Source organism: Kouleothrix sp. 19917 (assembly GCF_057073505.1).
On the sequence record NZ_CP097099.1, the window covers coordinates 7,711,933 to 7,734,721 of the forward strand.

The following is a 22,789-nucleotide window of genomic DNA, read 5'->3' on the forward strand; positions in this document are numbered from 1 at the left end:
TACTCCTGTTCAATTATGGCGTCGTGGCAGGCGCGGCCGTGGGTCGTGCTTCCTGGCCGGGAAGCGCGTTGCTGCTGCCTGGGATGCTGCCGCCCATGCCCTGCGGACGATACAGCGTCAGGGTGTCCGAGACCGTCATCGTCAGGCGGTCGGTCGTGATCTGGCTCGCGTCCAGGCGGTCCATGGCCGGCAACTCGTCCGACGACGCGCCGTAGCGCTCGCCCCACAGCTGCACGCCAGCCGCCTGCAGCGCCCAGATCGTATGCGACTGATAGGGCGTCATCTGCAGATATGCCAGCTCCTTGCCCTCATCGACGTACAACACCTTGACCCGCTGCATCAGGCGGCAGGCGAAAGGGCGACCCTGCGGCGCGTCGTCCGCGTTCTGGCCAGGCGCCGACGCAGGGCTGGCGTCGCCGCCGTTGGCACGGCAGAGCTGTGCGTCACCACTCGCGGCGTTGTAGCCGACGTTGACCAGATCGCGTGCGGTCAGCGGGCCGATCGTGGCGGTCGAGAACGGCACGGGCACGGTATCCTTGTCGAGCTGCTGGCCAGACGGGTAGACGGGCTGGTCTGGCGCGCGGTCGAGCAGCATGCTTGGCTGTAGCAGGTCGTTTGGCCCGATCTCGCGTGCGGCCCACCTGCCGACCACCGCGCTCGCGTCGCCGATGCCGGCGAGCTGGATTGGCCGGTGCAGCGGCAGTTCGATTGTGCCGAGGTCGTCGGCGCTGATCTGCTGGCCGAACGGCACAGCGCGCACCGCAACAAGCGCCGTTTCGGTGCGCCGGCTCTCAAAGTAGCCGTACCCTGCCGCGCCGAGCGCGATAATGATTCCAAGCACGAGCAGCAGCACTGGCGCGAGACTCGACTTCTTGGGCGTCAGCGCTTGCCCGATCGGTTGTGAGAGTGACATATCCATTCCTCCGTTGTATCGCCGCTAGGTTCCAAGGTGATCAAGCGTGTCAGCCGCGTCGATCTGCGGCGTCCAGACGCCCCAGCCGAGCAGTCCGGTCATGCGCGGCCGCAGCGTCGCGCAGACTGCCGGGGTGGTGAAGGTCACCGACGGGCGGCCGTTCGGAAACGTACAGGTTCCGCCCTGCGGCAGAAAGGTCCACTGCACGCGCGCGGACGTCTGATCGGGCGTCTCCGCGACGCCGCCAACGCCGTGCAGGTTGGTGACAAACACCGTGCAGGCCAGCGCCCGGGCGCTGCTTGCCGTCACGCTCGCGCAGCCCGTACTGCTGCTCGCGCTTTCGCGCAGCACCTGACCGTTCCGCGCAAAGGCGGCGTAGTCGAACGCCTGCACCGACGAGCGCGTGGCCTGCTTGAGCGCATCTTCAACCGCCGCCAGCTCCTGATAGCGCGCGCCGATCTCAATGCAGCTCAGGACCAGCATCATCAGGACTGGCAGGATGAGCGCGACCAGCACCAAAGCCTGACCGGACGTGCGCTGCTGGTATTGCATTACTGTGCATCCTTTTCTGCCAGCCGCGTCGCGCGGAGGTCGGCGCGCGCTAGCTGGAACGGTCCAAGCGGCGCCCAGACCGTGTCCTGATAGGTGATGCGCACGGTGATCGGATCGTAGCGCCGGCACGGCGTGCGCGCGCAGCTCACGGTAATTGCGGCCCTGGTGGAATCCGTCACCATACCGCTGTCGAGAATCACGCGCGCGGTGCTCGCGACCGTCCCCGACGGATGCGGGCCGTTGCCCCAGGTGCCGTTCTGCCCGTCGGGTCCGCCGAGCAGCGCGGCCTGGTGTGCCGCCGCACGCACCGCCTGCGAGACCGTGTACTGGGTCATCAGGATCTGCAGGCCGTCCAGACCACCCAGGATCACCAGCATGAGGATGCCGATCACCAGCGCCATCTCCACCATTGCCTGGCCGCAGACCGGGGAATGGGAGGCGGGGGATGGAGGATAGGCGGATAGCAATCGGCGCGGCGCTGGCCGAAGCCATCCCCTGCCCCACACGCGCAGGGCCACAGGTCGTTCTTGTTGCATATCATGCCTTCTCATCGTAACGGTGTCTCTCGATCTTCCATTCCCTATCCTCCATCTCCCATGTCCTACTTCGCGCTTCTCGGCATCACCAGCGATACGCCGAACGTGCCAGTCGCGGTGGTGGTGCGGCTGGCGACCACCGCCCCGGTTGCCACGTTCACGACCTCGACCACGATCCGCACCTCGACCTTCAGATCAGCCTGGCGAAGCCGGCCAAGCGTGTAGGCATAGACATCCGGGCGCATGGAGCGCGGCGCGCTGGCCGCCCAGTAGACGTGTGCCTGGCTGGCCATATCGGCTTCGGTTGGAGTGGTGCTGTCGCTGAGTGACGCACCGCCGATGTAGCGGTAGCCACAGGTTGCGCCGCTCGATCCGCTGCGGAGCGCGCCACTGCCACGGCAGCCCGCGCGGCCCAAGCCATCAGCGGCGCTGGCCGCGCGCTGGCCGAGCGAGCTGACATAGCTCCAGCCATCGACATGGGCTCGGAAGGCGTAGCTGGGATAGCTGGGCGCGGCCGGGTTGAGGACCATCTGCACGCGCGGCGTGAAGTCAAGCACCTCGCCCGCTGGCCAGGCGATCGTCCCGCCGCTGGACCGGTAGACCGCGCTGCGTGTGTCGCTATCGCCGTTCTTCGGATCCAGCGTTGAGTGAATGCTGACGGTGAAGCTGGCCTGCGGCAGCGGCGGCGGCGGCGGGAGTGGCGTGGGCGTTGGCGGCAGCGGCGCTGTGAACGCGGCAACCGTCCAGCGCGGCGCTTCAATCCAGCACGACCCCTGGCCGTTCCAGCTCCACGCGAGGTAGCTGTGGCCGGCTTGCGGGGTAAAGCGCACCAGCGAGCTGCCCAGGTCTGGCGCGATGTACTTATTCACTGCCGGCGTGCGCTGGACCGGCCACCACGCGCCGCTGTGCAGGCGATCGAAGTTGGCGTAGACCTGTGACGACTCCGGCAAAAACTGGAGCGCTGGTGCGATCTGCGCGGTGATAATTTTGAGCGTGCGGTTCCACTTGATCACCCGGCCGTCGGCAGCCTTGAGCTCCTTGGCATCGCGCGTGTCAATCAGGAGCAGGTCCTGCGCGGTCGTCAGGTCGCGCAGGCCAAAGGCGATGTGCGCCTGGCCCGGGTGGTTGTCGTCGTACGCCCCGCCGTCAACCGGGCCGGTCTTCATATGCGCGAGGTCGTAGACAATCGTGAGCGGCATTGCGAGCGGAACGGGCGCCGCCGGGCGCGCGGCTGGCGGAATGCGGGTCACGCTAAACGGGTAGGCCTCCCAGATCGGCACGCCCTGCTGGCGTGCGCCGCTTGCATCGATAGAATCGATTGGCGTGTCCCAGGCATATTCGGTCGCGGGCACGTTTGGCACATCAATGCGCAGATTGGCGCGTGTGTCGAACTTGCCACGCGAGCTGGTGCACGGCTGCGGCGGCGTGGTGGGAACAGGCACGTTGGTAGGCGGCGGCATTGGCGATGGTGTGACGCCCGGCGGCAGCACGACGGCGGTCGCGGTTGCGGTTGGGATAGCTGTGGGGATCGCCTGGCAGGTATCGTTGTGCTCGAACGCCCAGTGCTGGTTGCTCGGCCCGCTCCAATGCTCGCGGCCCTGCGCGTCAAAGGTCAGCGTCCAGTAGCCGCCGTGGTGCCAGATCCCGGCCGACCAGTAGTAGTCGATGCTGCCAATATGGCATTTGTCACGCGACACATAGGTCGGGTAGCCGCCGTGCTGCGAGCGATCCGCGCCCACGGCAAAGTCGCGCCCGACCGACTGGCGATCCGGCTTGTACTCATACAGCGTTGGGCTGCCGGGCTTGACGCTGCTGCTGCAATGGCCGGCGGTGTCGCAGCCTCCGCTGACCACCTGGGCCTTGACCCAGCCGGCGGGTGGAGCTGCCGCAGGTGCAGCAGCGGCAGGTTGCGCAGCAGGGATGAACGCGGCGCTCGTGGCGAGGATGAGAATCAGGATGAGAGAACGCTTCATGGCGAAGACTGCTCCTTGGCTGCTACTGGACGAGAATGACGGCCGATGCCATATCCCAGGCTGCCTGGGGTGGAAAGACGGCAATGCCAATGTGGGCTGCGCGGCCGGTCAGCGGCAGCGTTGTCGCATCGAACCCGTCCGCAGCGCACCCACTCGCAGCCGCATCACTGGAGTGATTATGCAGCGGCGCCCTCGCCTCAGCAGGTGTGTCCAGGCCCAGCGGCAGCACGCTGCGCACGGTGTATGTGCCTGGCAGTTGCATCAGTGAGAACGAGGGCTCGTGTACGAGGCGTAGCCAGGCCGCGCCGGCTGTCTTGTTCAGCTGTGCATCGAGTGTCAGAGCGGGCAGCTGTCGCGCCTGCCGCGCGCAGTTGATGGCGGCGAGCAGACTGGCCTCCCTCTGCTGAAGCAGAGCGGCGCTCCAGGCGGCCTGGGCCGCTGCCACCGTCTGCGGGCCAGCGTCGGCAGGCGCCGGCGTATCGAGCACGCTCGCGTTGGCATCCGTAAGCGCCGCCGGGCTGGCGTTTGAATTGCTGCTACGCGGCAACACCATACCAGACGCGCTATTCGAAACCGAACGCGGCGCGCCGGCGTCGCCGAGCAGGTGGACGCCGAGCGCCGGGCCGCCCCATCCGACCAGTGCCAGCGCGACAAGTGCCAGGATGACGATCCCGCCCGCAGCGATGCCACGCCAACGGTTCCACAGATAGAACAGCCAGATTCGCATACCATCTCCTTGAGATACCAAAAAGCCCGCCACGCGGCGTGAGCGTCAAAAGACCTCACACCACGCAACGGGCTGCACCTGCCCCTGCTGAGGGATAGATTGTTCCAGATATTACTGCACTTACTATAGCGCGTGTATTGCCATGCGGCTAGATACCTGTATGTCCCTATCTGTTGCCGCCAAGCGGGCTATGCATGCATAGGACTACTGGAGACTGTTACTGGGATCCGTCTCGGCCATTGGCCAGGTAGCGAAGTTGTCAATGCGTTGGTCCAAGGCGCGACAGGGGTGAAATTGGGTGTTGGTCGGCGTCTTTTGGACTGCTTGGAAGCTGTCCTAGCGAGCGCCGAGCTGGACTTCGCGCGCCGTGCCGTGCAGTGGATCGAAGTACAGCCGCGGTAAGATCATGGTGTTAGCGCCAAACAGCACAAACTCGTAGACTGGCGCGCCGTCCAGCCCCTGTTGAGCATGGATATCTTTCGGTGGCGGCGGCAGGACGGCCACATCGCCGGCTTCGAGCACGCGCTCCTCGACCAATTCCACGCGCGGAGCCTGGGCCCTGGCCGTCGTCCAGCCGTCGCCAGATTTGATAGCGGTCGCGCCCGCGGTAGACCCCAACGATCCCCCAACTGCCATGGTTATGGATGGGCGTGAGTGCGTCTGGGTCGAAGCGCCCGCGCACCAGCGTGAGACCACTTTCATCGGTATACTGCGGCCCGGATTATCGCCCGTGGTGGATATTGCCGGCCAGTTCGTCATGCACCTGGTCGACGACTGGGCTTCTGACCAGATCGCTCATCACCGCCGCGAGCCGCTCCAGAACATCGTCATTCACATCGCCAGCCGCTAGAGTCGCCTTGACATCGGCGATGAAATCATCAATCGTGTGATAGCTTGGCATTGGCTCCTCCTTGCATGCACCGCCCACCATCGACAACATTCTGCATTTGCAATTACACTAGCGCGCCTCAAGCACCAGTTTACCGCGCAGGTGGCGCCCTTCGCTGACACGATGCGCCTCAGCGGCGTCGGCCAGCTTGTAGCGTGTGATCGCCGGCGGCCACACCGCGCCGCTTGCCAGCAGCTCGGCCATGCGCTCCAGGTGGGCGCGGTCGCGCTCGACCGCCGGGCGCAGCACCTGCACGTCCTGTCGGCTCGGCACGAATCCTGTCGGCGCGGCGGCGATCCACACCAGCCGACCGCCGGGCTTCAGCACCTCATACGAGCGCACCTGCACCTCGCCGCCCACCGTGTCGAACACCACGTCGCATGGGCCGGCCACCCTGGTGAAATCCTCGGTGCGGTAGTCGATCACCTGATCGGCCCCAAGCTGGCGGACGTAGTCGTGATTCTCGGCGCTCGCCGTGGTGATCACTCGCGCGCCGATGTGCTTGGCGAGCTGAATGGCGAACCCCGCCACGCCGCCAGCGCCGCCCTGGATCAGGATCGTCTCACCAGGCTTGAGCTGCGCGGTGTCTTCGAGCGCCCAGAGCGCAGTCAGACTCATCAGCCCCATCGCCGCCGCCTCGACGTGACTGAGCTGCGGCGGTTTCCTGGCGACGATCGCGGCCTTGATCGCCAGCTTTTCAGCATACGCGCCCTCCACTCCACGCTCCGTGACGCCGAACACAGCGTCGCCGACTGTGAGATCGTCGACCCCTGCGCCAACCGCGCTGACCACACCGGAAAAGTCGCGCCCGAGGATGTGCGGGAATGGCAGATCGCCATATGCGCCGCGCCGCACCTTGGAGTCGGCGGCATTGACACTGGCGGCGTAGACATCGACGACGACATCACCCGGACCAGCGATCGGGTCTGGTGCGTCGCCGTAGCGCAGCATGTCAGTCCCGCCGAAACCAGTCAACAGGATCGCCTTCATACCATTCCTCCCTGGCATTGGTCATATAGGTGTCCACCAGAGCCGAGCGAGGCTCATTATAGCCGACAGCAAGGAGCGATGGATTGATTCGGATTGTTGCTCAGGCGTGGAGTTGCAGCCATGGGTCACTCGCTGACGCGTCTCCCTCTGCCTCGGTGGATGTAGAGATTGAGTTCCTGCCAGGCTACTGGTGCGTCCTGCTGGCTTCGCGAAGCAGCTTGCGCGCCTGCAATACCTCGCGCGCCGGCGTCGCGAAGCGGCTGCAGTATTTGTCGAGCCACATCAGCGCGCGCTGAACCTGATCTTCAGGTAGCGGAGCGCCGTGTTCTGCCGCTCTTTGTGCCTGTTCCAGGAGCAGATCGCCACTCTGGCGCTGTGCCCGGATCCATGAGTGATCTGGCAACGGCACAACCTCGCTCGCGAGCGCCTGCCGCATAAGCCGGCCAAGCGAGAACACCATATCGGGATGTTTGCGGATCGGCTGCTCGCAGCCGAGTTCCAGCAGCATCGGCCAGGACTGCTCGTGTGCGCTGAATGGCAAGATGGGCACGCGCGGCGCGAGCGTGCGGATCTGCACGGCTGTCAGATTGCCGTCCATGCGGGGCATGGCGATATCAAGAACAACTAGGCGCAGCTGCCCGACGTGCTGGCGTGCCAGCTCGACGCCCGCAACCCCATCGCGCGCCCAAAAACACTGATAGCCAGGAAAGGTGCGCTCGGCTAGGCGCACGAGCGAGCGCCCCAGCAGGGCATCGTCGTCGATAATCAGGACAACGGATGGTGAAGTCATAGGGTCTTGCCGATCTAGCAGCTGAGCGGGTCGCTACACGTCGTCGTCGTGAATGACCAGGTTTTATCGAATGGTGCTCCATCGAGCATGCCGGCGACACGCACGGTCAGCTCGGGCAGGCTGGACGAGTCGGCCGAACCGCGTGCGAAGTCGAGCACGTCGACAGCTTCGACCGCGCTGCGACCGTGGCCGTAGCCCAGATAGGCGTGGGTTGGGGTGAGGATGTTGATCCGGTGAAACACCGTGGCCATCAGCCCATCGATCGCGCGGAGCGGATCGTCAAAATAGTTCATGACTTCCCAGCCGGCTGCCCACGGATAGCCGGCTGCGACCGCGCGATCGCCCGGCATTATCCCGCTGAAGCCCGGCTTGCCACGCACCTCACCGTGCGGGCCGTTTGTCCAGGCTGATGGGTCATTGTGATTGCGCAGATCATAGTCGGCGTGGTGTTGCGCCGCCGCGAGCAGCGTGGGGTGCGGCTCTAGGGGTGGAACGCCGGCCAGCGCACGATAGGCGTTGATGCGGTCGAGCGCGAGTTGCTCGGGTGGCGTGCCTGGCTGCGGCGTTGGCAGGCTGTTTGATACGCTCATCTTGGCCACCAACGGCAGCCTGACCAGGTACGGGCCGTCCGCGAAACCCGCGACACAGGTTTTGAGGTAAGAGTAGTGCAGAGTGCCAGCGCCAGAACAAGCAAGATGCAGACGTATCGTCGTGGGTGGGTGAGGTGCATGAATGTGAAGCTCCCAATGCTGCGTCGCGCGATAATCACGTTTGTGTCGTCAGAAGGTCATGACAAGAAGTATACACTATTTCGTGTTGAGCTTCAATTAAGGAACGGTTCTTGTCTACCAAGTGTTCTCGGCTGATCTTGAGGGCCGCACAGGAGATCAATTGTCACGGTCGTGCCGTGTCCTGGACAGCTTGCGACCTGGATGCTCCCACCGTGCTGCTGTATGATCTCGGCGCAGGTCGCGAGCCCGAGACCTGAGCCACGACCCGGCGCTTTGGTGGTAAAGTAGGGCTCGAACATCCGCGCCTGGGTCGCAGCATCCATGCCCGTGCCGGTGTCGCTGATGCTCAGCCGCACGTACGGGGCCGGCTGGCTGCCATCCGGCTCCAAACCTTTCTCTCCAGAGGCAAGATTCGTTGTGCCGATCTGTAGCCGTCCGCCACCGGGCATCGCATCGCGGGCATTGATTGCCACATTCAGAACGACTTGCTCTAGCTGGCTCGAATCACCCCAAACCGGGGCGAGATTTGGTGCGAGTGTCAGACACACGGTGATGTTCGGCCCGAGAAGGCGCTCGATAAAGTGCACGAACTGTTGAACCAGGGCGTTCAGATCGAGGGTGCGTGGCGAAAAGGGTAGCGGCCGGGTGAGCGAGCGCAGCTGGCGAATAAGCGTCGCGGCCTGGCTCGTAGCGTGGCTGATCGACGCAAGATCGCGATAGAGCTCATTGTCTGGCGCTAGAATCTGCATATCCAGAGCGGCAATGCCCGCGATGCCGGTCAAGAGGTTATTGAGATCATGGGCCACCGTCCCAGTAATATGGCTGATACGCTGAAGGTGCTCACAGCGCTCGATCTCGGTTCGGTGCGCTATACGATCGGTGATGTCATGGCCCACGAGGACGAGCGCTGCTTGCTGATGGTTGCCGGTGCGTGCTCCATGCGCTTCGATCCAGCGCCACGTTCCGTCGGCGTGGCGCAGACGAAACGTCGCCTGGTCAACTCCACGACCCCAGATGCGCGTGAAGTGGCTCGTGAGCTCACTCCTGTCGGCAGGATGCACGTACTGAAGCAGCGGATTGCCCAGGGCGAGGGCGGGATCACATCCCAGGATCGTTCGGAAGGAAGGGCTGGCATAGCACATCTGGCCGTCAGGAGTGGCAAGAGCAACGAGCGCCGCTGGCTGTGCGCTGACGAGCTGCCGCAGCCGGGCTCGGGCTTGGAGCGCGGCCCGGTGCCATCCGAGGAGACTGTTGATTGTTGCGCCGAGCATGAAACAAACGCCTGAGCTACCGATGACCGCTGAAGAGCGGAATATGGACATGTCGCTGAAGCGTGCAAGCAGACCCGCAAGGAGCAGCGCCAGCAATGTGCAGCTGATGCCGAGCAGCAAGCGGTCGGCGTGGCGCAGGCTGATTTCGCTGAGCGTACCGCGGGTGACACCGTTGAAGGAGTGTTTCGTGGTTGCGTATGACTTGTAGCTGCGTTGGAGGGCGCCGAGGAGGGACCAACTCCTACGCTTCGTTATGGTTTCCACACCACTGATCTTTGTCCGGGTGTCGTGCTGGTTCTTCGTTCCATGAGCGACACCAATCCGAATCCATTGTGTCCAGGCCACATGCCATAGGCGGGCGTTGAACAGACCGAGTATATCAAAAGAACGTCGGGCGTACAGATATATTTATTGACTTTTTGGTAACTATTTCACCATTATCTATGATGACTTTGCATTAATCGTTATATATTACTGCATAAATTGACAATAGACTTCGCTGGTGTACGATATATGACGCAAATGCGTATATTACATTCAACGAGCATAAGTTCTACCGAATCGGCTATCACAGTTCCTTTGTGACTAGCTACCCGACAGTTTCAAGAGAGAGGTGATGGTACAGGTTCACCGACGATATCACGAGCGGCAGTTGATCGACATCGCCCTTCTGAGTACAGTGGTGGTGAACACAATCCACCCTGTCCAAGGAGGAACCAGATGTCGATCAACCGTGTGTATCATACAAGCTTGCAGCAGTTGCAGCAATTGCATCCTCATCAGCGCATTACCCGTCTCCGCACCCTAGCCGCCCTGATGGCCGGTATTCTGCTCGCCAAGTCGGTTCACCTCGCCCACATCGCGCTTCGTATTCCCGGCAAGGCCACCGAACGCAGTATCGTGCGTCGGCTCGAACGACTGCTCGACAATCCTGCCCTGCGTGTTCGTCCGCTGTATGAGCCGTTTGCTCGTGCCTGGCTGCTTGCCCAAGCGCGCTCCACTGCTCAGGTCCGTCTGATTATCGATGCCAGCAAGGTCAGCTTCTCGCATCGGCTCGTGATGGTCGCTGTGGCGTTTCGACGCCGCGCCATTCCGATCGCCTGGACTTGGCAGCCGGGCGCGAAAGGTCACTGCTCGGCGCGTGTGCAACTGGCCCTGCTCAGCGTTGTCCGCCAGTTGATGCCGCTCGATGTCCGTGTGACACTGGTCGGTGATAGCGAGTTCGAAGCCTGCGAGGTGCAGGAGCAACTGCAGGCGTGGGGCTGGAGCTACGTGCTGCGCCAGAAACCGAACAATCAGGTGCAAGCGGCCGAAACGCCGGAGTGGCAGGCATTTGGCCAGCAGGTGGAGCAGGCTGGGCAGCATCTCTGGCTGGAAGGCGCGCGGCTGACACGCACACACAAGCGGCAGGTCAATCTGCTGGCAGAGTGGGCAGCCGGCGAAAAGGAAGCGTGGTTGCTGGCGAGCAATCTGCCGACGCGGCGAGCGGTGTTGCAGGCGTATCGGCGCCGGATGTGGATCGAAGAGCTGTTTGGCGATTTAAAGGGGCAGGGCTTTGATCTGGAACGCTCACATCTGCGGCACTTCGCGCGACTGTCGCGGCTGACGCTGGCGGTGGTGCTGGTCTACGACTGGCTGATGACAAGCGGGGCACGGGTGGTCAAGCGTGGGCTGCGCAGTCAGGTTGACCGTCACGACCGGCGCGACCTGAGCATTTTCCAGATCGGTTTTCGCTGGATCTACCGATGCCTGAAGAACGCGCGGCCGTTTGTGATGCAATTCACTCCTATCAGCAGACAAACTGTCGGGTAGCTAGCCTTTGTGACACTCCGCACGGCCTAAAGACCGGCGGCTTCTTGGGGCAACCCGCCCACTGGCGAGCTTACGCCCCAACGGACTTGTCCAGCCCGGTTCAGGATGTTGATGGCTGCGTTGTGATCTCGATCAATACTTAGGCCACAGCAGCAATCAATCCACCGATCTGATAAAGAAAGCGTCTCGAAGATATGCCCGCATTGGCTACACGTTTTGGATGTATTCCGCGGGTCTACCAAACACACCACACGGCCAGCCTCTGCCGCTTTGCTCGTGAGGTGTCCAACAAGATAGCCCCAGGAGGCGTCCAAGATGCTTTTTGCCAGATGTCGGTTCCGCACCATGTTCGTGATGCGGAGGTCTTCAAGCGCGATTCGGTCGTAGCGCGAAATCAGCCGATGCGCCAGCTTGTTCAGAAAATCCTTGCGCCTGTTGGCGATCCGTTCATGCTCGCGCTGAAGCGCCAAAACCACTTTACGTCGGTTTGCGCTTCCCTTTTTGCACCGGGCAAGGCGTCGCTGCAACACTCGCAATTTACGCTGCGCGGTGCGATACAGAGCAGGATGCCCTTGCTTCTCGCCGTCGCTCGTGGTGATCAGACTGGCGATCCCAACGTCTACACCTACATCCCGTCCGACGAGGGTCTGCGGTGCGGCTTCGACTGCGCAAGCGAAGCAGGCGTACCACTTGTTGGCGCGGCGGGTGATGCGAAGCGTTTTGATCTGCCCTTCGAGCGGGCGATGCTAGCGGACAGCCACACGACCGATACCCGAGAGTCGCAGCCGCCGTCTGTCGATCTTGAAGCCATTTCCGTACTCCTTGAAGCCGAAACTGGAAAAGCGGTTGCGGCTCTTAAACCTCGGGAAGCCGGGCGTCTCGCCTCCCTTGATGCGTCGGAAAAACGCCTGAAACGCCTTGTCCAGATCAGTGACGACGATCTGCAAGACGTGACTATGGATACCTTTGGCGTAGGGGTTGCTGGTCTTTTGCTCCTTCACCAGAGCCAACTGAGCGAACTTACCCACCGTCTCAGCGCGCTGTGCATAGGCATCTCGACGTTCCGCAAGACACTGGTTATACCAGCGACGGCAGGTCTCGAGCGTGCGAGAAAGCAGCCGTGTTTGCGGCTTGCTGGGATACAGACGGTAGCGAAAGGTCTTGATCACCATGCGAGAATGTTACCCGAAACTATGTTCGACTGCAAGTGTCTTTACCGCATCAAGACAGCAGAAACAGCGTGCGCCCTGGACGTAGCTAAAGCCAGCGCCTAACCGCACGCGCTCAAGCGCGGCGGCTTGCGGCGGGCTCTATAAGGTCAGGATAGCGGAATTAGTATAGCTTGCCTGGGTCGGACGTGTGGTGAGGGTTATTCGCAATGCAGTCTCCACGACTGTTGGCTGCACATTCCTAGGTTACAAGAAAGGATCGATGCTCCATGTACATCACCGACTATCGCGATCACATCGGCTCCAGCGGGGAGAAGTTCTTCAAATCAACGCTGTTTCAGAGCTCGCACTTACTGCTTGGCTTGAATTGTCTGGAGGCCGGCCAGACCCAGGCGACGCATACGCACGCCGACCAGGACAAGTTCTACTTTGTCGTCGAGGGCCAGGGCGAGTTTGTAGTCGCGGATGCGACCTATCAGGCTGGGCCAGGCATGGTGATTTGGGCTCCGGCTGGGGCGCCGCATGGCGTGACGAACCGCGGCGATACACGGTTGGTGCTGCTGGTGGGAATCGCGCCGGCGCCGGGTGGATAAACGCAATCGATTGTATCGCGATCAGCTGGCGTCCCAATAGCCAACAACCGGCAGCGCCTCGTGCGCGCCAGGCCAGGGCGGCATGGTCGCAATCAGCAGGTGCAACTCGTTCACGCCAATCGCGCGAAACTGAAACTCCGTGCCGACCGGAATGGTGATACACTCACCTTACGCAGCAGGCATCGTGAGTGTGTAGTAGACTGCTGGTATGAAAGACAACGAACTGCTTGACTTGTATAGCGACTATCTGATTAGTGCGTTTGGGCAGACCACCGCGACCGGACTTGCGACCTTGCTCGATGGTCACATCAGTCATGACCGCGTGCAACGCTTTTTGGCCGGTACCAAACGGACTTCGAGCGACCTGTGGCAGACGGTCAAGCCACATGTGCGCGCCATTGAGCAGCTTGATGGCGTGCTCATCCTCGACGATAGTATTGCGGAAAAACCCTACACCGATGAGAACGACATCATCTGCTGGCACTACGACCACACCCAAGGTCGCTCAGTCAAAGGCATCAACTTTCTGACCGCACTCTATCACGCCCAAGGCCTCTCCCTGCCCGTCGGTATCACCCTGATTGCCAAAACGGAACACTACGTCGATCAGAAAGACGGCAAGACCAAGCGCCGCTCACCGACGGGCAAGAACGAGTACTTCCGTGCGATGGTGCAGCAGGCAGTCACCAACCAGATCCCGTTTCGGTACGTGCTTAACGATGTCTGGTTTGCTTCTGCTGAGAATATGATGTTCATCAAGCATACGGTCAAGAAAGAGTTTGTGATGCCCTTGAAGACCAATCGCAAGGTTGCCTTGAGTGCAAGCGACAAAAAGCAAGGTCGTTATGTGAGAGTGGACACGCTGGTTCTGGAAGCACACGCTGTGCGCGAAATCGAGCTCGAAGGAGTGGATTTTCCGCTCCTGCTAGTCAAGCAAGTCTTCGAAAACGAAGATGGAAGTCGCGGTGTGTTGTATCTGGTGACAAGCGATACCACGAGAAGCTACGACGACGTGACCACACTCTATCGCAAACGGTGGAACGTGGAGCCATATCACAAATCGCTGAAACAGAACGCCGCGTTAGAGCGTTCGCCAACCCAAACGGTGACCACACAAACGAATCATATCTTTGGTGCCTTGTGTGGCTACATTAAGTTAGAGTTGCTCAAACAGCGAACCAGCCTGAACCATTTTGCGCTGCGGGCCAAGCTATACACTCGTGCCGTGCGTGTTGCCTTTGATGCCCTCAGCGAGTTGCAACCAACCCGCTTGGCTGCGTAAGGTGAGTGATACACATTCCAGGCACGAGATCGCTAATCTCTGCTTCCACTGGCCCGCGACGCCACACCTGGCCACGGCCTGCCAGGCAATACCAGATCTCCTCGACCGTCTGGTGGACGACCGCGTGCGAGACTGCGCCGGCGGGCAGCGTGCAGTAGGCCAGACTGCCGCCGCGCACGCGCAGCAGGCTGCGTATGGCCGACCCATCCGGTGCGAGGTGATCCGGCGCGGCTGGTAATTGCATACTCTGGAAGTGTGCTGGTGTCTCAGGTGTCATACAGCTCCTCCAGTGCGCAGGAGCGTGCGCACCTGGTCGAGAGGCAGTGCGCGGCCGACGTGGCCGCGATAGCCTTGCACGGTTTCGGCCATGCACAGCGAATTGTCGATCGCTTCCTCGGTGGCTTCAATCACCGCCTGAAACAGCGGCGAAATTGCATCATTGGCAAGCTCCGGTCCAGTTGGCGGGGCCGCACCCCTGCGGCGGCGCACACTTTCAGCGGTTGAGAAAGCGATGACGTAGTCGCCCGAGCCATTGCTCATCGCCGCGCCGGTGCGCGCCAGGCCAGCGAGTGCGCGGGCAGCCAGGCGCCGCAAGTTGCGATCGCTCAGCGGCGCGTCGGTCGCGACGACGATCATGATCGAGCCATCTGCGTCCCCGCGATCGAGCGCGTCTTTGAGATAGTACTGGCCCAAGGCTTGACCGACAGGAGCGCCAGCCATCTGGAGCACTCCGCCGAAATTCGACTGTACCAGCACGCCGACGGTCGCGCCGCCAAGCGACGCTGGCGACACCCGCGAGCTCGTTCCAATACCGCCCTTCCAGCCAAACGCGATCGTGCCGGTTCCCGCGCCGACCGAGCCTTCTTCAACCGGGCCACCGCGCGCCTGCGTGATCGCCTGCTCGATCGTCGCAGCGGTTAGCCTTCGCGCGCGGATGTCGTTCAAGTAGCTGTCGTTGGTCTCGCCGACCAGCGCATTGATTGAGACCACGTCGTGATTGGCCGGATCGGCGAGCGTCCAGTCGAGGATTGCGTCGGCGGCGCGTGGCACAGCCAGCGTGTTAGTGAGTACGATCGGCGTCTCGATCTCGCCCAGCTCGTGCACCTGCGTGTAGCCCATGAGCTTGCCGTAGCCATTGCCGACGACAATCCCGGCCGGCACGCGCTCACGGTACAGATTCCCCGCGTGTGGCAGGATGGCGGTCGCGCCGGTGCGAATGGATTCACCCTCGATCAGCGTGATATGCCCTACCAGCACACCATCGACATCGGTGATCGCGTTGAGCGGGCCAGGAGGCAGAATGCCGGGGGCGATGCCCAGACTGCGCGCGCGAGCACGCCGTGTGGGGATGCCTGTAGGCGTGAAATCGTCATGTTCTGGCATCAGCATTGCGCGCTCTCATACGCCTGGACAAACGGCAAAACGATGGCGAGCAGATCCTCAATTGGCTGGTCGGAAGAGACGATCAACGTATCTGCTGGGAGATGGGCATACCAGGCGGTTTCTTAGTCGAGGGTCGTCTGGTCGTGTGTCCATTGCGAAGGGCCAGCGGGCCGCGCCTGCAATCGGGCTTGGCGGACAGCGAAGGGTGCGATACAGCGAACGACTTTCAACTGACCTCCTGCCTCCTGCGCGATCGTGCGCGCACGCTGGAGGATAAACGGCTGCCGCCCGGCGGTATCCAGAATCAGCGATTGTCCTTGCTGAACCATCAGCGCATGGGCGAGCGTCAGCGCAAGCTCGTAGGCCAATGGCCCAGCCTGCACTTGGGTGAGCGATGCCGCGAGCAAGACGATATTGAGCAGATCTTTATCGATAACTGGCCATCCCAATCGGCGTGCCAGCGCAATAGCAAGCGTCGATTTGCCCGTTCCCAGCAGCCCAGCCAGTAGAACCAAGGTTGGCTTCGCAGGCGCATGAATCATTGTATCTCCTCGTCCCAGCCGTCCGGTTCCAGCGCGACGATACGCCTGGCCGTTGGCGCGATATAGACGCGATAGGAGGCACCGTTCTTCACATCCCAGATGTGTACCGGGAGCCGGAAGGATTGTCCGTCGATCAGGAGATTCCAGCCGGCGCGACTGCGCATCTGAACGCGGATGGCTCCCGTAAGGCATTCGACGCGCGCCTCACTGGCCGCCTGCCGTGTTCGACGGAAGTCGATCGCGCCGACGACCAGGTCCGCAGCGGCGAGGACAGCTGCGAGAATCCATTGGATCGGGGCCAGCGGCTTGCTGGCCACAGCGTACAGAATCGCGGCGAGCGCCAGACCGATCAGGAGCGCGCCCAGCAGATTGCGAACGCCGCTCCGGACAAGCGCGCGTGCCTGCCGCTGGCTGAGCTGGCCACGTCGGTTGGCCTCCAGATCCTCACGATCAAGGTGGAAGCGGCGCAGCAACTCCTCGCGGTGACCCATCTGACACCTCGCGCTCATCGGGCGGGGCTGTCTCCAAAGTCCTGGAGGGCACTCTACGTATCACACGTATTCCGACACACAAAAGCGCGCACAAGTGTACCACAGGAAATGCTGCTGGCAGAAGGCGTACCGCCGCATTCTGGCTGTGCAGCTATGCTAGAATAATCGTCTTGATGCCCGAAAGGGAAAGATTGCATGGCTCAATCCGAAGAACAAGCACGCTGGTCGCACTACTATCAAGCACTCGTTGGTCGTCCACCTCGACCGCTCTTGATTGAGGCGCTTACCGCCTGTGGTGACGGAGCCGTAGCCGCACCGACGCGATGGGCGGCTGACTTGGGCTGTGGTGATGGTACCGAAATGCTCGCCTTGCTCGAAGCCGGCTGGCATGTGCTCGCGATTGATCGACAATCCGAAGCGATTCAACTGGTGCAGCGGAAAGTCGCACCTGAGCTTCAGCCGCGATTACAAACGCGCGTGACCGCGTTTGAGCACGTGGTGCTGCCCCCGGTGGATTTTGTCTATGCGGGCTTCAGTCTGCCGTTCTGTACGCCACAGCACTTTCCGCGCTTGTGGGCCGGTATTGTCGTGACCCTCGCTCCGGGCGGGGTGTTCGCTGGTCAGTTGTTTGGCGAGCACGATAGCTGGGCATCGAACCCGGAAAGAACATTTCATACCCGTGCAGACGTACAGACACTTCTTGCACCTTTTGAGATCGACGTGCTGCGGGAAGTTGAGGAGGATGGGAACGCCGTCAGCGGCCCAAAACACTGGCATGTCTTCCACATCATCGCTCGCAAGCGCCATGCTCCATAGAGACAGGTGTTTGATTGCACAACCTCGCATAATACGATCGTTTGGCGGCAGGGGAGATCTAGGATATCGCCAGCGGCTCGACACGCTGCGCGATGACGTTGATGACCTCGGCCTCGCGCTGCACCACCCCTTCGACCAGCAGCACGCGCCCGCTGTGCAAATGCCGGCCATCGCGCATTATCAGACCAGGCGAAACAATAATATTGGCCATACCATATTCGTCGTCCAGGCACAAAAAATGGAATCCCTTGGCAGTTGGTGGCGCCTGGTGGACGACGCACAGGCCGGCTATGCGCACGCGCTGGCCGTCGTCACAGCCTTCCAGCGTCGCACTGCTGTGCATCCCAGCGGTATCGAGCCAGGCGCGATAGAAGGTCATAACGTGCTCGTTCGGCGAGAGACCGAGTGTATCCATCTCGCCCGCGAATGCCTCGGCGCGCGACTCTGGCGGCAGCTGCACCTCGGTGTGCGGAATGGGCAGGTCAAGCTCGTCCTCCGCATAGCGCAGCGTGCCCAGTTCCCAGAGCAGCTCTCGCCGCGCGATGCCCCAGCGATCGAGCGCACCTGCCTGGATCAGCCGCTCGATCAGCAGTCGTGGCAGTCGTGTGCGGCGACACAGATCCGCCAGGCTTGAGAACGGCCCAGCGCACCGAACTTCTTCGAGCTGGGCGAGACGATTGGCGCCAAACCCAGCGACATAATCCAACCCCAGGCGGATGCCGTCCCCCTCTAACGAACAGCGCGTAGCGCTCTGCGCAATATCCACGGGCAGCATAGGGATGCTGTGGCGCCTGGCGTCGCCAACGATCACCGAGGGAGGCCAAAAACCCATGGGTTGATTCCGCAGGATCGCACAGTAGAATGCAGCTGGATAATAGCACTTCAGCCAGGCCGACTGGTAGACGATTACCGCAAACGCGGCCGCGTGGCTTTTCGGAAAGGCATAGCCACCAAACGCACGCAGTTGATCGAAGACCGCATTGGCGACCGATGCCGGTACCCCTTTGGCTTGGGCGCCAGCCATAAACGCGTCGTGCAGCTGCGCGATCGCTTGGTCAGCGCGTTTGTTCCCCAATGCTCGTCGTAACTGCTCGCCCTGTCCAGGCGTGAAGCCTGCCAGGTCGCGCGCTACCTTCAGCACCTGCTCCTGGAACAGGATGACGCCAAGAGTCTCCGCGAGCGCGCCTTTCAACAATGGGTGTTTATAGGTGACGGATTCCAGGCGCTGGCGACGCCGCAGGTACGGATGCACCATATCGCCCTGGAGCGGCCCTGGCCGGATAAGCGAGATCGCGATGATCAGGTCGCCCATGCTTCTGGGCTTCAGGCGCGGCAGGATTTGCGCCTGCGCGCGACTCTCCACCTGAAATACTCCTATGGTGTCGGCTCTGGCGATCAGCTCAAACACCGCTTGATCGTCGAAGGTCAGGCGGTCGAGATCGAGCCTGGCGCCTGTCGCTGCATGCACCAGGCGAACCGCCTCGGTCAGCGCCGAGAGCATGCGCAGGCCAAGCAGGTCAACCTTGACCAGTCCAACTTCCTCCAGCGCATCTTTATCCCATTGGACGACCACGCGCCCCGGCATCGCCGCTGGCTCGATCGGCAGCCGCTCAGCCAGCGGTGCAGCGGTGATGACCATGCCACCGCTGTGCTGCCCAAGATGGCGCGGCAGACCGTCGATCTGCCCACAAAGCTGGGCAATCATGGTCAGTACGCCGCCGTTCTGCAGTTGCTCGGCCTCAAGCGCCTGCTCGGCCTGCCTCAGCAGCTCGACTGGCAGATCGAGCGCCCTGGCGATATCACGCAGCGCGCTGCGGGCCTGAAAGGTGATCACGGTGCTGACCATCGCCGCGTGCTCATGCCCATAGCGCCGATACACATACTGGATCACCTCCTCGCGCCGGTCGGCAGCGATATCGAGGTCGATGTCGGGCATCGATGGCCGCTCGTCAGAGAGGAAGCGCTCGAACACCAGATCGTGCGCGAGCGGGTCGATCGGGGAAATTGCCAGTAGGTAGGCGACCAGCGAATTCGCGGCCGAGCCGCGCCCCTGGCAGCGGATGCCTTGGGTGCGCGCAAAGCATACGATATCCCAGACAATCAGAAAGTAGTTCGCCAGGCTGGCGCGGGCAATCACCGCGAGCTCGTAGCGCAGCTGCGTGCAGACTCGCTCGGGCGGGTCGCGGTAGCGCCAGGGCAGCGCTTGCTCGCAGAGTTGCGCCAGATAGGCAGCCGGACTCAAGGCATTGGGCGTCGGGAATCCTGGTAAGTCTTGCAGCCCGTAGCGCAGCTGGAATGTGCAGCGCTCGGCGATGCGACGGCTGTTTGTCAGCGCATCCGGATAGGCGCTGAACAGTGGCAAGAGGCGCGCGCCGGTTTTCAGATAGTATTCGGAATTTGGCCGGAGCGCCGTGCCAGCTGTATCCAGAGGTGCGCGCTGCCGGATCGCGACGAGCACATCCTGGAGCGGCTGACCATCGCGGCGGGCATAGTGCACGTTGTTGGTCGCCACATAGCCGAGCCTGAGATGGCGGGCTAGCGAGACCAGACTTTCCGCGAGCATCGCATCGTCTTTGCGCAGGTGCTGCTGGATTTCGATCCAGAAGTGGTCAGGCCCGAACAGGTCGCGCAGACGGCGCGCTCGCCGAAAGGCGGCGGTACGATCCCACGTCCGCAGCGCGCAAGCGATCGGCCCTTGCCGGCAGCCTGACAGGCAGATCAGGCCATCAGTGTGCCCATCGAGATCGGCCCAGGCCAGCTTGGCCCGGCCTTTGAGCGCGCGCATCCGCGCGCGGCTGATCAGCTGGCACAGATTCCGCCAGCCAGCCTCGTTTTCGGCCAGCAGGGTCAGGTGGTGATCGCTTTCCAGGGTGAGCTCGGCGCCCAGAATCGGGCGGATGCCGCGCGCCCTGGCGGCGGTCACGAACGGCACCGCGCCATAGAGCGCATCGTGGTCGGTCAGCGCCAGCGTGTCCATGCCCAGGTCGGCCGCGCGTGCGACCAGCTCAAATGGCGACGAGGTGCCATCAAGCAGGCTGTAGTAGGAGTGGCAGTGCAGCTCCACGTAGTCCATGGTGCGCCGCTAGTCATACACGCGCTGGAGCCGCCAGGCGTCGTCGCGCACATCGTGGTAGATCAGCACCAGTAGTCCACTCTGGGTGGTCAGCGTGAAGTACTCGCGCCAGACACGTCGCCGCCACCAGCTTTCGTCCACTCGCCAGCGCTCGAGAATCGTCACAACGATATGCTTATGGCCCTGCCAGGCAAACGCGGTCGGCGCGGCCAGCGCGTCGCAACTCACCGTGATTGGCAGCCCGTCTGGCCAAAAGCGGCTCATGCCCGATCACGCGGCTCGAAGCGCACGCGCCGCTCGGGCAGCTGTGCGGCCGAGTTGGCGACGGTCGCGCGCACGAAGCTGCCGGCGTAGCGTGTGCTGAGGCGCTCCAGTGCGGTGTCCAGTTGCTTGGGCCGGCAACTCGCCGGAGCGAAGAGTTCGAGCTGTGCGGCTACCGTTGGTACAAGCTCGCTGATCTCTAGGGTGAGGGCTTCAATGCCCGTGTCGAGTATCGCGGCGCGGCTGAGCGCCAAGAACACCTCCCTCAGCTTGCTCGGATCAGCGGTTGGCGCGCTGAGCGTTCGCTGCTGCGACCACGGCGCGCCGTCTTCGAGGTGCAACGTTAGCCTGATCGCCCGCGCAGCCCACCCGCCGGCATCAAGCTGCGCAGCGAGGCGATCGACGAGCCGGCCAATCGCCGCTTCGAGGAGCGTGCGATTGGAAAGCGGTCCGGCGAATCGCGCGGTACGGTCGAGCGCCGGTAGGGTTGTGGTCACGCCGATCGGCATGTCGTCGCCGCCGCGCGCCAGCTGGTAGAGCAGAGGCGCGCTCGCGCCGAACTGCGCCTGTAATGCGTCCAGCGGGAGTCGCGCCAGGGTGCCGATCGTGCGCAGTCCCAGCAGGTGCAGCCGCTGGACAATCTCAGCGTCGATCGGCAAGGCCGCGACTGGTTGCGGAGCAAGCAGTGACAGCTCGTGGCCCGGTGGGATAACAGCTGCCGAACCCGAACCAGCAACCGCCGCCGCGCGCCGCGCGACGAATCGCTTTGCCGCGACCCCGAGCGCGGGCGCGAGGCGGAGAGTCGTCTCGATCTGCTGGGCAAGCCGCTGTACGACGGCAATCGCCTTTGGGAGGCCGATGCGCCCCAGGTCGAGATCGACGAGCGCGTCTGCACCGGCCATGCTAAACTCCACGCGCGGACTGAACGTCTCGAGCAGGTTTCCAAGCCCGGCGCATGCCTGGCGGTCGCGCTCGGGATCGGCCGCCTGGTAGACGGCCTGTGGGCAGCGTGCGATCGCCTGCCGTAACGGCATGCCTGCGGTTGCGCCGGTATCGTCGGATGCGGCGGCGACGATCGTGCGCTGTCGCTCGGCGGCGTAGAGAATGAGTGGATGATCGGCCAGCACTGGCTGATCGCGTCGCGCAACGGCTATTGCAATGTTTGGAATCAGGACACTCGCGATGAGAGTCATATCGGTTCCCCGCGATCTTCAAAGTGAATCAGCACGCGCGCCTGTCCGTCTGGCGCCGCGAGCCGGTGCTTGAGCACGGCGATGCAGGCGGCCGCGCCGGGCAGGCCCAGTCCTGTGGGCAGCCAATCCTCGCGCGCGACATGCAGCCGGATGGTCGCGGCGTGACCAAGCAGCGAGCCGCCGAACGCGAACGATCGCGTCATCGCCGGGCTGTAGGGTAGGAGTGTGAGCGCGATCAGTGCGCAGGGCGAGGCGGCCAGCGGGCCGGGCAGGACGCGCAGCGCCTGCCCCAGCAGCGCCGCGTCGCGCGGCTCGGATTGGAGGAGCGCCAGCGAGTCGACGACCAGCACGCCGACGCCACCGCTGGCGACGAGCGCGTGGATAAGTTCTAGCGCGTCGGCGGCATTTGGCGGGCGCACGAGTAGCAGCGCCGCTAGGTCGACGCCGACGCTCGCGGCATACTCTGGGTCGAAGGTGCGGCTAAGATCCACATAGGCTACAACATCGCCCTGCGCCTGTGCGCGCGCCATTAGGCTGAGGACAATCGTGGACATGCCCGATGTTGGCGTGCCGAGGAATTCAGTGATCCGACTACGTGGAACACCGCCGATGCCGAGCGCTGCGTCTAGCTCAGCGAAGCCGGTCGAGACGACTGGAATGGAATCGTTCGTTGGCTGACCGAGGCGGCGCAAGGCACGAGCGCCCCAGCGTCGCTGGATCGTCGTGATAAGCTGCTGCAACGTGGCACTATGGTCGCGGCCCACAGGCGAACTCCGCAGATATTCAAGCAGACCGAACAGCA

The 22,789-nt window shown here is 62.8% G+C and carries 24 protein-coding genes; 4 read left to right on the forward strand and 20 right to left on the reverse strand.

Annotated elements, in window-relative coordinates; all coding sequences use genetic code 11:
* Positions 1-13: 13 nt before the first annotated feature.
* The 11 genes from M1P90_RS30970 to M1P90_RS31020 all read right to left on the reverse strand — a co-directional run bounded on the left by M1P90_RS30970 (position 14) and on the right by M1P90_RS31020 (position 9,636).
* Positions 14-913 carry an SAF domain-containing protein gene (locus tag M1P90_RS30970; protein WP_483699611.1) on the reverse strand — a complete coding sequence of 300 codons (900 nt, stop codon included), beginning with the start codon at positions 911-913 and terminating at the stop codon, positions 14-16.
* A gap of 24 nt (positions 914-937) precedes the next feature.
* Positions 938-1,465: a TadE/TadG family type IV pilus assembly protein gene (locus tag M1P90_RS30975; protein WP_483699612.1), complete on the reverse strand. Its 528-nt coding sequence runs from the start codon at positions 1,463-1,465 to the stop codon at positions 938-940.
* Positions 1,465-2,016 carry a TadE family protein gene (locus M1P90_RS30980; protein WP_483699613.1) on the reverse strand — a complete coding sequence of 184 codons (552 nt, stop codon included), beginning with the start codon at positions 2,014-2,016 and terminating at the stop codon, positions 1,465-1,467. Before M1P90_RS30980 ends, M1P90_RS30975 begins: the two co-directional genes overlap by 1 nt.
* Before the next feature lie 50 nt (positions 2,017-2,066).
* Entirely contained in the window at positions 2,067-3,974 is a 1,908-nt protein-coding gene (locus M1P90_RS30985) for a hypothetical protein (protein WP_483699614.1), read from the reverse strand.
* Positions 3,975-3,996: 22 nt separating this feature from the next.
* Entirely contained in the window at positions 3,997-4,701 is a 705-nt protein-coding gene (locus M1P90_RS30990; RefSeq protein ID WP_483699615.1) for a hypothetical protein, read from the reverse strand.
* Positions 4,702-5,037: 336 nt separating this feature from the next.
* On the reverse strand, positions 5,038-5,244 hold the full coding sequence (locus tag M1P90_RS30995) for a hypothetical protein (RefSeq protein ID WP_483699617.1): 207 nt from the start codon (positions 5,242-5,244) through the stop codon (positions 5,038-5,040).
* 178 nt (positions 5,245-5,422) lie between these two features.
* The gene (locus M1P90_RS31000; RefSeq protein WP_483699618.1) at positions 5,423-5,602 is read right to left on the reverse strand and encodes a hypothetical protein; all 180 of its coding nucleotides are present in this window, start codon (positions 5,600-5,602) and stop codon (positions 5,423-5,425) included.
* Positions 5,603-5,659: 57 nt separating this feature from the next.
* On the reverse strand, positions 5,660-6,565 hold the full coding sequence (locus tag M1P90_RS31005) for an NADP-dependent oxidoreductase (RefSeq protein WP_483699619.1): 906 nt from the start codon (positions 6,563-6,565) through the stop codon (positions 5,660-5,662).
* Positions 6,566-6,764: 199 nt separating this feature from the next.
* Positions 6,765-7,370, reverse strand: coding sequence for a response regulator (locus M1P90_RS31010; RefSeq protein ID WP_483699620.1), 606 nt, complete (start codon positions 7,368-7,370; stop codon positions 6,765-6,767).
* Positions 7,371-7,384: 14 nt separating this feature from the next.
* Positions 7,385-7,960: a CAP domain-containing protein gene (locus M1P90_RS31015; RefSeq protein WP_483699621.1), complete on the reverse strand. Its 576-nt coding sequence runs from the start codon at positions 7,958-7,960 to the stop codon at positions 7,385-7,387.
* Between the two features lie 233 nt (positions 7,961-8,193).
* On the reverse strand, positions 8,194-9,636 hold the full coding sequence (locus M1P90_RS31020) for a two-component system sensor histidine kinase NtrB (protein ID WP_483699622.1): 1,443 nt from the start codon (positions 9,634-9,636) through the stop codon (positions 8,194-8,196).
* A gap of 456 nt (positions 9,637-10,092) precedes the next feature.
* Between M1P90_RS31020 and M1P90_RS31025 the strand changes: the two genes are divergently transcribed.
* On the forward strand, positions 10,093-11,184 hold the full coding sequence (locus M1P90_RS31025; RefSeq protein ID WP_483699168.1) for an IS4 family transposase: 1,092 nt from the start codon (positions 10,093-10,095) through the stop codon (positions 11,182-11,184).
* A 26-nt stretch (positions 11,185-11,210) separates the two neighbouring features.
* Here the strand turns inward: M1P90_RS31025 and M1P90_RS31030 are convergent, their stop codons facing one another.
* On the reverse strand, positions 11,211-11,909 hold the full coding sequence (locus M1P90_RS31030; RefSeq protein ID WP_483704715.1) for an RNA-guided endonuclease InsQ/TnpB family protein: 699 nt from the start codon (positions 11,907-11,909) through the stop codon (positions 11,211-11,213).
* Between the two features lie 713 nt (positions 11,910-12,622).
* Between M1P90_RS31030 and M1P90_RS31035 the strand changes: the two genes are divergently transcribed.
* Together M1P90_RS31035 and M1P90_RS31040 are read left to right on the forward strand one after the other, a co-directional pair.
* Positions 12,623-12,946, forward strand: a complete 324-nt coding sequence (locus tag M1P90_RS31035) for a cupin domain-containing protein (protein WP_483699623.1) — start codon at positions 12,623-12,625, stop codon at positions 12,944-12,946.
* 208 nt (positions 12,947-13,154) lie between these two features.
* Positions 13,155-14,228, forward strand: a complete 1,074-nt coding sequence (locus M1P90_RS31040; RefSeq protein ID WP_483699624.1) for an IS701 family transposase — start codon at positions 13,155-13,157, stop codon at positions 14,226-14,228.
* Here M1P90_RS31040 and M1P90_RS31045 read toward each other — a convergent pair.
* The 4 genes from M1P90_RS31045 to M1P90_RS31060 all read right to left on the reverse strand — a co-directional run bounded on the left by M1P90_RS31045 (position 14,194) and on the right by M1P90_RS31060 (position 16,644).
* Positions 14,194-14,505, reverse strand: coding sequence for a cupin domain-containing protein (locus tag M1P90_RS31045; protein WP_483699625.1), 312 nt, complete (start codon positions 14,503-14,505; stop codon positions 14,194-14,196). The two genes, M1P90_RS31040 and M1P90_RS31045, sit on opposite strands and share 35 nt — an antisense overlap.
* Positions 14,502-15,617, reverse strand: a complete 1,116-nt coding sequence (locus M1P90_RS31050) for a DmpA family aminopeptidase (RefSeq protein ID WP_483699626.1) — start codon at positions 15,615-15,617, stop codon at positions 14,502-14,504. The genes M1P90_RS31045 and M1P90_RS31050 overlap by 4 nt, the downstream gene beginning before the upstream one ends.
* 116 nt (positions 15,618-15,733) lie before the next feature.
* Complete coding sequence (locus tag M1P90_RS31055; RefSeq protein WP_483699628.1) at positions 15,734-16,153, reverse strand: P-loop nucleotide/nucleoside kinase family protein; 420 nt, start codon at positions 16,151-16,153, stop codon at positions 15,734-15,736.
* Positions 16,150-16,644: a hypothetical protein gene (locus M1P90_RS31060; RefSeq protein WP_483699629.1), complete on the reverse strand. Its 495-nt coding sequence runs from the start codon at positions 16,642-16,644 to the stop codon at positions 16,150-16,152. Before M1P90_RS31060 ends, M1P90_RS31055 begins: the two co-directional genes overlap by 4 nt.
* A gap of 195 nt (positions 16,645-16,839) precedes the next feature.
* Here M1P90_RS31060 and M1P90_RS31065 point away from each other — a divergent pair, with 195 nt between their 5' ends.
* The gene (locus tag M1P90_RS31065) at positions 16,840-17,460 is read left to right on the forward strand and encodes a class I SAM-dependent methyltransferase (RefSeq protein WP_483699630.1); all 621 of its coding nucleotides are present in this window, start codon (positions 16,840-16,842) and stop codon (positions 17,458-17,460) included.
* A 58-nt stretch (positions 17,461-17,518) separates the two neighbouring features.
* Here M1P90_RS31065 and M1P90_RS31070 read toward each other — a convergent pair whose 3' ends face one another.
* The 4 genes from M1P90_RS31070 to M1P90_RS31085 are packed head-to-tail and all read right to left on the reverse strand — an operon-like array spanning position 17,519 to position 22,751.
* The gene (locus M1P90_RS31070) at positions 17,519-20,533 is read right to left on the reverse strand and encodes a DNA polymerase III subunit alpha (protein ID WP_483699631.1); all 3,015 of its coding nucleotides are present in this window, start codon (positions 20,531-20,533) and stop codon (positions 17,519-17,521) included.
* Between the two features lie 9 nt (positions 20,534-20,542).
* Positions 20,543-20,797, reverse strand: coding sequence for a DUF6504 family protein (locus M1P90_RS31075; RefSeq protein WP_483699632.1), 255 nt, complete (start codon positions 20,795-20,797; stop codon positions 20,543-20,545).
* Entirely contained in the window at positions 20,794-21,987 is a 1,194-nt protein-coding gene (locus M1P90_RS31080; RefSeq protein ID WP_483699633.1) for a DNA polymerase Y family protein, read from the reverse strand. Before M1P90_RS31080 ends, M1P90_RS31075 begins: the two co-directional genes overlap by 4 nt.
* Positions 21,984-22,751 (reverse strand): RecA family protein, encoded by a 768-nt coding sequence (locus M1P90_RS31085; RefSeq protein ID WP_483699634.1) that lies wholly within the window; start codon positions 22,749-22,751, stop codon positions 21,984-21,986. The genes M1P90_RS31080 and M1P90_RS31085 overlap by 4 nt, the downstream gene beginning before the upstream one ends.
* Positions 22,752-22,789 lie beyond the last annotated feature (38 nt).

What these genes read in the sequence shown, in the direction of transcription:
- M1P90_RS30985 (WP_483699614.1), bottom strand. Translation starts at nt 3,974, where the DNA reads ATGAAGCGTTCTCTCATCCTGATTCTCATCCTCGCCACGAGCGCCGCG.
- M1P90_RS30975 (WP_483699612.1), bottom strand. Translation starts at nt 1,465, where the DNA reads ATGCAATACCAGCAGCGCACGTCCGGTCAGGCTTTGGTGCTGGTCGCG.
- M1P90_RS31015 (WP_483699621.1), bottom strand. Translation starts at nt 7,960, where the DNA reads ATGAGCGTATCAAACAGCCTGCCAACGCCGCAGCCAGGCACGCCACCC.
- M1P90_RS31025 (WP_483699168.1), top strand. Translation starts at nt 10,093, where the DNA reads ATGTCGATCAACCGTGTGTATCATACAAGCTTGCAGCAGTTGCAGCAA.
- M1P90_RS30980 (WP_483699613.1), bottom strand. Translation starts at nt 2,016, where the DNA reads ATGAGAAGGCATGATATGCAACAAGAACGACCTGTGGCCCTGCGCGTG.
- M1P90_RS31010 (WP_483699620.1), bottom strand. Translation starts at nt 7,370, where the DNA reads ATGACTTCACCATCCGTTGTCCTGATTATCGACGACGATGCCCTGCTG.
- M1P90_RS31080 (WP_483699633.1), bottom strand. Translation starts at nt 21,987, where the DNA reads ATGACTCTCATCGCGAGTGTCCTGATTCCAAACATTGCAATAGCCGTT.
- M1P90_RS31040 (WP_483699624.1), top strand. Translation starts at nt 13,155, where the DNA reads ATGAAAGACAACGAACTGCTTGACTTGTATAGCGACTATCTGATTAGT.
- M1P90_RS31065 (WP_483699630.1), top strand. Translation starts at nt 16,840, where the DNA reads ATGGCTCAATCCGAAGAACAAGCACGCTGGTCGCACTACTATCAAGCA.
- M1P90_RS31055 (WP_483699628.1), bottom strand. Translation starts at nt 16,153, where the DNA reads ATGATTCATGCGCCTGCGAAGCCAACCTTGGTTCTACTGGCTGGGCTG.
- M1P90_RS31070 (WP_483699631.1), bottom strand. Translation starts at nt 20,533, where the DNA reads ATGGACTACGTGGAGCTGCACTGCCACTCCTACTACAGCCTGCTTGAT.
- M1P90_RS31060 (WP_483699629.1), bottom strand. Translation starts at nt 16,644, where the DNA reads ATGGGTCACCGCGAGGAGTTGCTGCGCCGCTTCCACCTTGATCGTGAG.
- M1P90_RS31075 (WP_483699632.1), bottom strand. Translation starts at nt 20,797, where the DNA reads ATGAGCCGCTTTTGGCCAGACGGGCTGCCAATCACGGTGAGTTGCGAC.
- M1P90_RS31035 (WP_483699623.1), top strand. Translation starts at nt 12,623, where the DNA reads ATGTACATCACCGACTATCGCGATCACATCGGCTCCAGCGGGGAGAAG.
- M1P90_RS31045 (WP_483699625.1), bottom strand. Translation starts at nt 14,505, where the DNA reads ATGACACCTGAGACACCAGCACACTTCCAGAGTATGCAATTACCAGCC.
- M1P90_RS31050 (WP_483699626.1), bottom strand. Translation starts at nt 15,617, where the DNA reads ATGCTGATGCCAGAACATGACGATTTCACGCCTACAGGCATCCCCACA.
- M1P90_RS31000 (WP_483699618.1), bottom strand. Translation starts at nt 5,602, where the DNA reads ATGCCAAGCTATCACACGATTGATGATTTCATCGCCGATGTCAAGGCG.
- M1P90_RS30970 (WP_483699611.1), bottom strand. Translation starts at nt 913, where the DNA reads ATGTCACTCTCACAACCGATCGGGCAAGCGCTGACGCCCAAGAAGTCG.
- M1P90_RS30990 (WP_483699615.1), bottom strand. Translation starts at nt 4,701, where the DNA reads ATGCGAATCTGGCTGTTCTATCTGTGGAACCGTTGGCGTGGCATCGCT.